Here is an 11,713-nt window from a genome sequence, read left to right as displayed (position 1 = left end):
ACAAAAAACAGTTGCAGCGCCAGGCCTGCCAGCAGCCCGAGGCCGATGAGCCTGAGGAGTGCTTTCATGGCGTGCATGCCTTCATGCCAGCTGCGCCCGCATTTCCCGCAATACCTGGGCAGAGGGCGGACGAACCCCGCGCCACAGGGCGAAGGCCTCGGCGGCTTGCTCCACCAGCATGCCCAGCCCGTCGCGCGGCGTTGCGCCGTTTTCCCGGGCCCAGGCCATGAAGCCCGCCGCGGCGGGGCCGTACATCATGTCGCAGGCCAGCGCGCCGGGCTTGAGCACCCGCGCCGGAACCGGCACCCCCGCGCCAGTCAGGCTGCTTGCGCTGGCATTGACAATTACATCGAAATAGCCCTGCAGCCCTTGCAGGTCGTGCGCGAGTAGCTCCGTTTTTTGTAGCAAGCCCTGCATGGACGAGTGTGCCCGGTGCCGTGCCACCAGCGCGTCGGCTTTCGCCCGCGTGCGGTTGACCAGCACCAGACGGCGTGGCCCGGCCGCCAGCAGGGTGGCCAGCGCGCCGGCGCCGGCACCGCCTGCGCCGATCAGCAGCACATCGCGCCCGGCCAGCGAAACACCGGCGTTGTTCTGGATGTCGTTCACCAGGCCCACGCCGTCGGTGTTGTCGGCGTGGATGGCGCCGCCTTGCAGCACCAACGTGTTGGCGGCCTGGGCCAATTGCGCCCTGTCGGTCCGTGTGCTTGCGGCTTCAAAAGCTTGCAGCTTGAAAGGCACGGTGACGTTGCAGCCTTTTACGCCGCCCTGTACCAGTTCAGCCAGTGTGGCGCCGAACGCCTCCAGCGGCACCAGCAGGCGTTCGTATTGCAGGGATTGCCCCGTGAGCTCGGCAAATCGCGCGTGAATCAGCGGGGATTTGCTGTGTGCGATCGGGTTGCCCAGGACGTAATATTTATCCATGGCGGGGCCGGGTGTTCATGTGCGTGGGGCTGAAAGCAGCAGTCGGGGCTAGCGGCTGGTGAGTTTGGTTTCAAGCGTGTCATCGCGCGTGAACTTGAAGCGCGACACCACCACGATCTGGTCCGCCTTGCTGCGCATCGCATCGCTGAACTTGCCGAAAGGCCCCGTGCCGCGCACGATGCTTTGCGCCCGCCGGTCCAGCGTCAGGTTGCCCGAGGTCTGCACGACTTCCGTGTCGATCACACTGCCGTCAAAATTCACCGTCACAATCATCGTGAGTTCACCGTACAGTTTTTTGCCGGCCAGCTCGGGGAAGTTCACCGTCCCCTTGTCTTCAATCTTGCGGCGCAGTTCGTCGTAATAAACGGCGTAGACCTCTTCACGTGTGGCCGGGCTGATGTAGCGCTTTTTCGGCCGTGCGTTTTCTTCGTTGATGCGCCGCTCGATTTCCGCCAGGATCTTGACGAGCTGCTTGCGTTTTTCCTCGCGCTCGGCCTGCGCCGGGTTGTTGGCGGGCTGTGTGGGGTCGGGCGGYGGCATSGAGGCCAGCTGTTTTTTGATTTGGGCGAGCAACTGGGTTTGCTGCTCCTGCAGGGAATCGACCTTGCGCTGGGCGTCTTCGGTGGCGTCGCCCAGCTCCATCAGGGCCGAAGGCGGCAGGGGAGAAGTGGCGCGGCCTTTTTCCATCTCGCCACCACCGGCCAGCGAGGCCTGCGCGATGGCTTTGGCAAAGTCAGGCTTTTCGTTGGACTTGGCGTTGACCAGGATCACTTCCAGCGGCGTGTCCTGAAAGACACGGTTGAAGCGGTCCGGATCAACAAAACGCGCCGTCAGCAACACCGCATGAAAGGCGATGGAGGCGCCCAGGGCGATTTGCAGTGTGCTTGGTGACTTCACAGGAAGAGATTATCGGTGTTTATGAGCGTATTGCGGTGTTAACCGGCGACCGGAGCCGCCACAGCGGCATCGGTTTGTGGCTCATTGACATCGACTGCAATCGAGATCGGGCCGGCGGCCATCTCGGACTCGCCATCCTCCTCGCCCAGCGGATCAGGAGACTCATCCATCTCCACGTCCAGCCGCTCGACCACTGTGCCGGAAATATCCAGCGTAATCTCGTCGATCTCGCCCAGCTTTATACGCACTTTCGCGCCACGCGRCAGGCCCTGCGCACCGGCGGCCGGCAGCACCAGCGGCAACTCGTCGGCGCGCACCAGGTTGTCCTTGAAGGCGGTGGCGGTCAGCTCGGTGAGGTTGTTCTGCTGCAGGTATTTGAGTGTCCAGTAGCGCTCGATGCCGGCCTGGAACCCGTTGTAGGCGCTGTAGGCGGCATCAAAGCCCGAGATGATGGAAAACAGCTCGGCGTCCTTGGGCTTGAACGGCGCAGCCAGTGCCGCCGTGCGGCCATGGCGTGCGCAGGCAATGATTTGCCACTGGTTGACCAGGTCGGTGTAGCGGCGCAGCGGCGAGGTGCTCCAGGCATAGCTTTTGACGCCGATGCCCGCATGCGGCAGGGCCTTGGTGCCCATGCGCACTTTCACGCCGGGCAAGAGGCTGGCCTGGCTGCGGTAAATGCCGGGCACGCCGTGCTCGGCCAGCCACTCGCCCCAGGTGCTGTTCGCCAGGATCATGGCCTCGGCCACGATCAAGTCCAGCGGTGCGCCGCGCTGGCGCGTACTGATGCTGACCGTCTCGTTGCCCTGGGGCTCGCCGCCTGTGGGGTTGTCCAGCCTGAAGTTGTAGTCTGGCCGGTTGAAGTTCTCGGGTTTGCCGCGCACGATTTCGCGCTGGGCCTTCAGGTGTTTGGCCAGCCGGTGCAAAAAGGTCAGCTCCACGCCCCACTGAACGCCGGTAGGCGGGCTGCTTTGCGCAGCTTCAAAAAAAGCCTCGGTGAAGGTGCTGTCCAGCACGTCGTGGCGCAGGTTGCTGACGATGGGCACCTGCTCCAGCCGGGTCACGCTTTCCTTGATCTGCAGCGTGGCCTCATCCAGTGTGAGGTACAGCGAGAGGGCCGGGCAGTTGCGGCCCTCCTGCAGCGTGTAGCTTTTGACGATGTCATCCGGCAACATGGTCAGCTTGTAGCCGGGCATGTACACGGTAGAAAGCCGTGCGCGGCCCACGGTGTCGATCGGGCTGCCGGGCAATACGGCCAGGCCCGGCGCGGCGATGTGGATGCCAAGCGTGACAGTGCCGCTGCCCAGGCCTTGCACGGACAACGCATCGTCGATCTCTGTGGTGGCCGAGTCGTCGATGGAAAACGCCTTCACGTCGGCCAGCGGCAATTCGTCCTTGACCTCGGGCGCCTGCAGCGCCGGGAAACCCGTGCCCTTGGGAAAGTTCTCGAACAAAAAGCGCTTCCAGTGGAACTGGTAGGGCGAGGCGATGGCGCCTGCCTTTTGCAGCAAATCGAGCGGCGCGGTGTGCGTGGCGCGTGAGGCTTCGACGACGGCCTTGTATTCAGCGCTGTTCTTGTCGGGTTTGAAAAGAATTTTGTAGAGCTGCTCGCGCACCGGCGCCGGGCATTCGCCGCGGCCCAGCTCTTCGGCCCAGGCGGTGATTTGCGCCGCGACCTGCTTCTTCTTTTCGATGGCGGCCAACGCCTGCTGCAGGATTTCCGCCGGTGCCTTCTTGAAGCGGCCTTTGCCGGCACGGCGAAAGTAATGCGGCGCGTCGTACAGGCGAAACAGCGCGGCGGCCTGCTGCTCCAGCGAGGCGGCCTTGCCGTCGGCGCTAAAGTAATCGCGCGCCAGGTCGGCAAAGCCGAATTCGTCTTCGCTGGCGAATTCCCAAGCCAGGTCCAGCTCAATATCGTGGCTCAGCTTTTGGCCGGCGGCCACCATCTCGGCAGGGGATGGCTTTTCAAACTTCAGCAGGGCATTAACGCCCTTGACCTTCACACGCTTGCCCGAGTCGAGCTCGACCTGCAGCGAGGCATCGCTCTCGGACAAAATGCGGCCGGCCAGGAACTTGCCGGCTTCTTCAAACAATACAAACAAAACGGGATCCCTTTGGTGTCTTTGATGACTTGAGACTAGTGTAATCAGGGCTGCTTCAGAGAGATTTCAGGCCAATGCCAGGAAGTCGAGGATGGTCGGCAAATGCCGGTCAAAGTCGCTCAGTGCATGGTCGCCGCCTTCCAGCAGCCGGATGTGAGCGCCCGCATAACGGGCCGTCATTTCACGCCAGTCCAGCACTTCGTCACCCTTGGCAACGATGGCGAGGTAGTTTTGCGGCGATTTCAGCGGCCCGGCGTGCTGTGCTTTCAGCTCATCCACAAAGCGGGGTTCGAAGAAAAAGTGTTCTTCCGGGTTGTGCCAGGCCGTTTGCTCGCCGATGTAGCGGGTGAGGTCGCGCGCCGGCTCCACGGCCGGGTTGAGTAGCACGGCCTTGCAAGCGGCCTGTTCGGCCACCGCAGTGGCGTAAAAGCCGCCCAGCGAAGAGCCGATCACGCCCATGCTTTGGTAGCCCGGCTTGCCGGGCCAGCCGGCAATTTCGTCCTTCACCATCTGCAGCGCGGCGTGCGGCGAAGGTGGCAGCTGCGGGCACCACCAGTGAACGGTGGGATGGCGCTGCTGCACGGCAGCGGCCATTTTTTTTGCTTTCACGGATTGGGGGGAGGAGCGAAATCCGTGGAGATAGAGCAGGTGGGTGGTGCGCATGCCGCATGTTAGACGGGCTGGCCACCACAGGTTTTGCCGGAGCCGATTTCCCGGGTTTCGCGGTGTTTGATGCCGGTTTTAAGTGAAACAGGGTTTCAAGCCAATCAGGGCCAGCGCGAGCAGCTATGTAATTGATAGCGATGCCCGCTTTCGCGGGATGCCCGGCCACGCGTTCCCGGCTTCAAGGCTGACGGATAATCCGCGCATGGCCGCCGTTTTCGACAAACCCTCCCTTTATCAGCGAACCTTGCCATTGCTCCAGGGCTTTGACGGCCTGCTGGCGTTTGCGGTGTTTTTGCTGGCCTGTGCAGGCCTCCTGATCATGTATTCGTCAGGGTATGACCACGGCACCCGGTTTATCGACCATGGCCGCAACATGCTGATTGCCGGCGCCATCATGTTTGTGGTGGCCCAGGTGCCGCCCCAGCGCTTGATGGCTTTTGCCGTGCCGCTTTACATTGCCGGGGTGGCGTTGCTGGTCGCCGTGGCCGTTTTCGGCATCACCAAAAAAGGCGCTCGGCGCTGGCTCAATGTGGGCGTGGTGATCCAGCCCAGCGAAATCCTGAAAATTGCCATGCCGCTGATGCTGGCCTGGTGGTTTCAGAAACGCGAAGGCCAGCTACGCCCGCTGGACTTCCTGGCCGCCGGGTTGTTGCTGCTCGTTCCGGTCGGGCTCATCATGAAGCAGCCTGATCTGGGAACCTCCCTGCTGGTGCTGGCCGCGGGGCTCGCGGTGATTTTTTTTGCCGGGCTGAGCTGGAAGCTGATCCTGCCGCCAGTGCTGCTGGGCCTCATCGGCGTGTTCCTCGTGGTGTGGTTCGAGCCGCAAATCTGTGCCGACGGCGTGCGCTGGCCCATCCTGCACGACTACCAGCAGCAGCGCATCTGCACGCTGCTCGACCCCTCGCGCGACCCGCTGGGCAAGGGCTTTCACATCATCCAGGGCATGATCGCCATTGGCTCGGGCGGCATCACGGGCAAGGGCTTTATGGCCGGCACCCAGACGCACCTGGAGTTCATTCCCGAGCGCACCACCGACTTCATCTTCGCGGCGTACTCCGAAGAGTTCGGTCTGTTGGGCAATCTGTTGTTGATTGCGGCGTTCATCTTCCTGATTTTGCGCGGACTGGCCATTGCGCTGGAGGCATCGACCCTGTTTTCGCGCCTGCTGGCCGGTGCGCTGACCATGATTTTTTTCACCTATGCTTTCGTCAACATGGGCATGGTCAGCGGCATCCTGCCCGTGGTGGGCGTGCCGCTGCCTTTCATCAGCTATGGCGGCACGGCCATGGTGACGCTGGGACTGGCCATCGGCATGCTGATGTCGATCGCCAAGGCCAAGCGCTTGGTGCAGAGCTAAACAAGGAGGTTCATATGGAGTTTTTTGACTGGTTTGATACGCGGGCCGCAAGTCAGTGCGGCATTTCGCTGGCGGAACTCGTGATCCGCGAGCTGCCGGCCAAAGAGTCGGTGAAAGAAAAGAAATTTGCGGAAAAAGCAGAAAAAACGCTGATAAAGATGTCGCATGAACTCGCTGCCTTTAAACGGGCCAACAAACTCAATACCTACAAAAAAGCCAAGCTGGGTAATGCCTTTTTGTGGACATTGAAAGACCGCGGCGTTAATGATGCCTATGCCGATGAATTGACGCAGTGGCTTTCTTTACAGCTGTAGTTCTTACTGTTTTTCTGGAGCAGCATGTTCGGACTTCTAAGAAAAATCCTGCCGGCTTCGTCGAGCGCTGCAGCCAGCGTCGGTGCGCCTGACAAGGATCGTTGCGCTGAACTCAAAAAGAATGGCAATGCCTTGTTGGCAGAAGGCAAGCTTTATGAGGCGGCTTTGTGCTACGGCGAGGCAACGAAGGCCGATCCAGAAGATGTCTTCGCACTGATCAATCTCGGATATGTATTAAGTGAGCAGGGCCACCTTCTGGAAGCCAAGGCGGCACTTGAACAGGCCGCAAGTCTGGATCCCACACAGCATGACGCGCATTTCATGTTGGGAACGCTCGCACAGCGGGAGGCAAACGTATCTCAGGCCATTCACCGATTCAAGAAGGTTGTGCTGCTTGCGCCAGAGTTTGAACCGGCCTATCGTGAATTGGGCTATGAACTCTTTCAACATGAGCAGATGACGGAGGCGGAAGAGATCATGCAGGAAGGCATTCGCCGATTTCCCGAATCAGTCGGGCTTCTCTGCAATCTGGGAAACCTGTACAGCGCCCAGAATTTGCCGCTCAAGGCGATAGCGCCCTACGAAAAAGCCCTTGCGCTGGAGCCGGAGAACGCCCAATTCATGAGCAACCTGGGGGCCGCGTGCGAGGCCGCGGGAGATTTCGCACGGGCGATTCCGTTGATGCGGCGGGCACTGGATCTCAATCCAGGGGACGCAAATACGCTGGTTCACCTCGGTATTTCCTTGGGTGAACAGGGCTTCCATGATGACGCCATCAAAAGTTACCGGACGGCCCTTGAGCTGGACTCCGGGAATTTCGCCGCTCATTTCAATCTCGGGTTTAGCGCCCTGCTGAATGGCGACTATGCAACGGGCTGGACGGAATACGAGTGGCGGCTCAGAAGCGCGAAAGAAAAAGACGTGAAAGAGCGCAAGGTCTTTGCAAAGCCTCTCTGGCTCGGTGGGGAGGCTATCGCCGGTCAAACGATCCTGCTCTCGTGTGAACAGGGATTTGGGGACACCATCCAGTTTTCCAGATACGCCACGGAAGTGGCCGCGCAGGGCGCGCGCGTTGTGCTTCAGGTGCAGGCGGGACTTAAAGAGCTGATGGGGACTCTTCCAGGGGTGACCCGCGTTCTGGAGGAGCATGAGCCCTTGCCGCCGTTTGATTGCTATTGTCCCTTGATGAGCCTTCCATTGGCCCTGGGGCATCATCGGACCGGGTTTGTGCCGGCGAGCTTGTCTTATTTGAAAGCCGATCCCGATAAAAAGGCGGCCTGGCAACAGCGGCTCGCTGCCTTGGCTGGATCTGCTACCCCCCGGGTGGGCATTGTTTGGTCCGGCAACGCCAAACAGAAGCGCGACCGGCTACGCTCTCTGCGACTTGCGGAATTTCTGCAAGCCCTGCCCGACGGAATGCCGGCAATATGCCTTCAACCCATGCTTCGTGAAGTGGACATTCCTGTCATGAAGACGCAACCTCACATCCTCTGTCCGGGCGAKGCGCTGAAGACTTTCGCCGATACGGCAGCTGTGATCGACTCACTGGACCTGGTTGTTACGTCGGATACCAGCGTGGCACACCTTGCGGGTGCCATGGGTAAACCGGTTTGGATTCTGGTTCCCTACATCCCCGACTGGCGTTGGCTGCTGGAGAGGAGCGATAGCCCCTGGTATCCGAGCGCAAGGATATTTCGCCAGGCCGCGGCTGGGGACTGGCGTCAACCCCTGGAGCAGGTGCGCGAAGCGCTGTCAATGCGTTACCAGCCGCTAATCGCCTGAGTTCACCGAGGGCCCGCGCAAGGCATCATGACCGCGACTTGCCTTGCGACGGCCGGAACTCGGCGGGCAAAGCCCTGGGCCTCGTACCGGCCTGTGCACAGGCCCTGACGGGGCAGGGCAGACTGCCTACAATGGCCGCATGACCTTCCTTCGCTCCACGCCCGCTTCCACCGCCAACAAATCCACTGTCTCGTCCGCTGCGCGGCCGACCACGGAGTCCACATCCGGACGGCTGGCGATTGCCGAAAAGCTGCTGCTGGCGCCTTTCGGCCTCACGCAGGCGCATCTGAGCCGCGCGCTGGGCGAAATTACCTCCCACGGCGCCGATGATGCCGATCTCTACTTCCAGTACACCCGCAGCGAAGGCTGGAGCCTGGAAGAGGGCATCGTGAAGACCGGCTCTTTCAGCATCGATCAGGGCGTGGGCGTGCGCGCTGTCAGTGGCGAAAAGACCGCCTTTGCCTACTCCGATGACATTTCCGAGGCGTCGCTGCTGGATGCGGCGCGCACGGTGCGCAGCATTTCTGCGGGCGGCAAGGCTGCCCGCGTCAAGACGCCCGCCCGGAAGGTGGCCGGCAGCCGTTCGCTCTACCAGGGCCTGGACCCGATCGCCACGCTGGACAGCACCGCCAAGGTCCAGTTGCTCGAGAAAGTCGAAAAGCTCGCCAAAGCCAAGGATCCGCGCATCGTGCAGGTGATGGCGGGCCTGGCCAGTGAATACGACGTGGTGATGGTCGCGCGCGCCGACGGCACGCTCGCCGCCGACGTGCGACCGCTGGTGCGTCTGAGCGTGACGGTCATTGCCGAGCAGAAAGGCCGTCGTGAAGTCGGCTCGGGCGGCGGTGGCGGGCGTTTTGGCCTGGCTTATTTTGACGATGCGCAGATCGCCGAATACGTGAACGACGCGGTGAAAGCCRCACTGACCAATCTCGATGCGCGCCCCGCGCCGGCCGGCGAAATGACAGTGGTGCTGGGCTCGGGTTGGCCCGGCATTTTGCTGCATGAGGCCATCGGCCACGGCCTTGAAGGGGACTTCAACCGCAAGGGCTCCAGCGCGTTTTCCGGCAAGATCGGCCAGCGCGTGGCAGCCAAGGGCGTAACGGTGCTGGACGACGGCACGATTGCCGACCGCCGCGGCTCGCTCAACGTGGACGACGAAGGCAACGCCAGCCAGCGCAACGTGCTGATTGAAGACGGCATCTTGAAGGGCTACATCCAGGATTCGCTCAACGCGCGCCTGATGAAGGTCAAGCCCACCGGCAACGGCCGGCGTGAGAGCTATGCCCATGTGCCCATGCCGCGCATGACCAACACCTACATGCTGGGCGGCGACAAGCAGCCCGAAGAAATCGTGGCCAGCATCAAAAAAGGCCTGTACGCCACCAACTTCGGCGGCGGCCAGGTCGACATCACTTCGGGCAAGTTCGTGTTTTCGGCCAGCGAAGCCTTCTGGGTCGAAAACGGCAAGATTCTTTACCCCGTCAAGGGGGCGACGATTGTCGGCAACGGCCCCGACGCCTTGACCCGCGTCACCATGATGGGCAACGACATGCAGCTCGACAGCGGCGTGGGCACCTGCGGCAAGGAAGGCCAGAGCGTGCCAGTGGGCGTGGGCCAGCCGACGCTGCGCATCGACGGCCTGACCGTGGGCGGGACGGCCTGAGTCTGTAGGTGGAAATCGTGGGCAGGTGCGCTTTTTTTTTGGGGGTTTGGGTCGTAGCAACTTATTGCGGCATGCCGTTGGTGCGGGCTGAGCCTGCTTGCGATAGCGGTGGCAGGTTGAAAAAAATCAGCGGCTCCTATGTTGCCAAGCAGCTTTGGGACGAGCTTGTCCTCAAAAAAAATTGGAGCGAGGTGACCAGTAAAAACAGTCCCATGAATGGTTATCCCACGCTATGGATTGATAAAACCGGTGAGCCGACGCTTTCTTCATGGCACGAAGCGGCTTCAAACGCTTGCTTGAACGCTTCGGGGGACAAACTCTGGGCTTATTCCAAAGACGATCCCAAGCGCCAGAGGCTTCAATACATTCGGATTGGCGATATAGGTGAGACTGTTTTAAGTGATGCATTGCTGGGACGGATATTTGGGAAGCAATGTTTTCAGGACGCGAAAGGAGCGCGTTGGTGTTTTGATCGCGGCACTCTTGCGATAGGCGAGCGCAAATATGTAGCACAGCTTGTGATGGATGGCTCAGAGATGCCCGGCTATGGCACGCCATTGAGCGTAGGAGGACAGAAAGACTTCTGGATTTTTGTGCCCTATGCCACCGGCTATAAAGTATTCAGGGATGTGTTGGCCTCCGACCCCAAGAGAAAACCAATTAACCCCAACGTGGATATTCCCTGGCAAATCCTTCAAAAATTGTCGTGAGTTGATAGCTCAACTTGAGCTGTGCTACATTTCAGCTTATGAATTCCGCCAAGTTTTATTTTGGTTACTTTTGGTTCTCAAGCGCTTCCGGCGGTAGAGAGATCAACGCGTGACCCGATAAAACGCACCGATTCTCCAAAAACCGCCGGACCTCCGGCGGTTTTTTTTTGCCCGTTTTAATTGTGTGTACTGCCCCGAATTGACCGACATCTAGAAAAGGAAACCTGCGATGAATGCCAAAGCCACCTCCGCCAGCGACAGCTGGTATGCGAGCGTCGAAAAGACCAGCCAGACCGACGACGAACGCATCAAGGACATCACCGTGTTACCCCCTCCCGAGCATCTCATCCGCTTTTTCCCGATCCGCGGCACCGCCGTCGAGACGCTGATCAGCAAAACCCGCAAAAGCATCCACAACATCATCCAGGGCAAGGATGACCGCCTGCTTGTCGTCGTCGGGCCGTGCTCCATCCACGACCCGATGGCTGCGCTGGACTATGCCCGCAAACTCGTCGAACAGCGCAAGAAGTACGAAGGCACGCTGGAAATCGTGATGCGCGTCTACTTCGAAAAACCGCGTACTACCGTCGGCTGGAAGGGCCTGATCAACGACCCGTACCTGGACGAAACCTTCCGCATCGACGAAGGCCTGCGCATCGCGCGCCAGCTGCTGATCGACATCAACCGCCTGGGCCTTCCTGCCGGCAGCGAGTTCCTCGACGTGATCTCACCGCAGTACATCGGCGACCTGATCTCCTGGGGCGCCATCGGTGCGCGCACCACCGAAAGCCAGGTGCACCGTGAACTGGCTTCGGGCCTCTCGGCGCCCATCGGCTTCAAGAACGGCACTGACGGCAACATCCGCATCGCGACCGACGCCATCCAGGCGGCGGCGCGCGGCCACCATTTCCTGTCGGTGCACAAAAACGGCCAGGTCGCCATTGTGCAGACCAACGGCAACAAAGACTGCCACGTGATTTTGCGCGGCGGCAAGGCGCCCAACTACGACGCGGCCAGCGTCGCGGCGGCCTGCAAGGAGCTCGAAGCCTCCAAGCTGCCGGCCACGCTGATGGTGGATTGCAGCCACGCCAACAGCTCCAAGCAGCATGAAAAGCAGGTCGAAGTGGCGCGCGACATTGCAGGCCAGGTGGCAGGCGGCTCGCGCCATGTGTTCGGCCTGATGGTGGAAAGCCACCTCACTGCCGGCGCGCAAAAATTCACCCCTGGCAAGGACGACTCCAAAGCGCTGGAATACGGCAAAAGCATCACCGACGCCTGCCTGGGCTGGAACGACTCGCTGGACG

General features: G+C 60.8%; 10 protein-coding genes. 6 read left to right on the top strand and 4 right to left on the bottom strand.

The features are described 5' to 3' along the window. Positions 1 to 81: 81 nt before the first annotated feature. The 4 genes from aroE to AC1D1P_RS05515 form a co-directional block, all read right to left on the bottom strand. Positions 82 to 921 carry a shikimate dehydrogenase gene (gene aroE, locus AC1D1P_RS05530; RefSeq protein ID WP_477668389.1) on the bottom strand — a complete coding sequence of 280 codons (840 nt, stop codon included), beginning with the start codon at positions 919 to 921 and terminating at the stop codon, positions 82 to 84. 48 nt (positions 922 to 969) lie between these two features. Then, positions 970 to 1,818, bottom strand: coding sequence for an energy transducer TonB (locus AC1D1P_RS05525; RefSeq protein WP_457281085.1), 849 nt, complete (start codon positions 1,816 to 1,818; stop codon positions 970 to 972). A gap of 38 nt (positions 1,819 to 1,856) precedes the next feature. After that, entirely contained in the window at positions 1,857 to 3,917 is a 2,061-nt protein-coding gene (locus tag AC1D1P_RS05520) for a ribonuclease catalytic domain-containing protein (protein WP_477672330.1), read from the bottom strand. 66 nt (positions 3,918 to 3,983) lie between these two features. Next, positions 3,984 to 4,580 carry a YqiA/YcfP family alpha/beta fold hydrolase gene (locus AC1D1P_RS05515; RefSeq protein WP_477668386.1) on the bottom strand — a complete coding sequence of 199 codons (597 nt, stop codon included), beginning with the start codon at positions 4,578 to 4,580 and terminating at the stop codon, positions 3,984 to 3,986. Positions 4,581 to 4,785: 205 nt separating this feature from the next. Between AC1D1P_RS05515 and rodA the strand changes: the two genes are divergently transcribed. The 6 genes from rodA to AC1D1P_RS05485 form a co-directional block, all read left to right on the top strand. Beyond that, complete coding sequence (rodA, locus tag AC1D1P_RS05510; RefSeq protein WP_477672329.1) at positions 4,786 to 5,940, top strand: rod shape-determining protein RodA; 1,155 nt, start codon at positions 4,786 to 4,788, stop codon at positions 5,938 to 5,940. A gap of 14 nt (positions 5,941 to 5,954) precedes the next feature. Then, positions 5,955 to 6,254: a hypothetical protein gene (locus AC1D1P_RS05505; protein WP_477672328.1), complete on the top strand. Its 300-nt coding sequence runs from the start codon at positions 5,955 to 5,957 to the stop codon at positions 6,252 to 6,254. Positions 6,255 to 6,278: 24 nt separating this feature from the next. Then, the gene (locus AC1D1P_RS05500) at positions 6,279 to 8,036 is read left to right on the top strand and encodes a tetratricopeptide repeat protein (protein WP_477672327.1); all 1,758 of its coding nucleotides are present in this window, start codon (positions 6,279 to 6,281) and stop codon (positions 8,034 to 8,036) included. 139 nt (positions 8,037 to 8,175) lie between these two features. Continuing rightward, positions 8,176 to 9,699, top strand: a complete 1,524-nt coding sequence (gene tldD / locus AC1D1P_RS05495; protein WP_477672326.1) for a metalloprotease TldD — start codon at positions 8,176 to 8,178, stop codon at positions 9,697 to 9,699. A gap of 116 nt (positions 9,700 to 9,815) precedes the next feature. Beyond that, entirely contained in the window at positions 9,816 to 10,409 is a 594-nt protein-coding gene (locus AC1D1P_RS05490) for a hypothetical protein (protein ID WP_477672325.1), read from the top strand. 229 nt (positions 10,410 to 10,638) lie between these two features. After that, on the top strand, positions 10,639 to 11,713 hold a 1,075-nt coding region (locus tag AC1D1P_RS05485), incomplete at its 3' end, for a 3-deoxy-7-phosphoheptulonate synthase (protein ID WP_477672324.1).

The organism is Polaromonas sp. P1_E1_2 (assembly GCF_056406035.1).
This window is presented reverse-complemented; position numbering and strand designations above follow the sequence as displayed.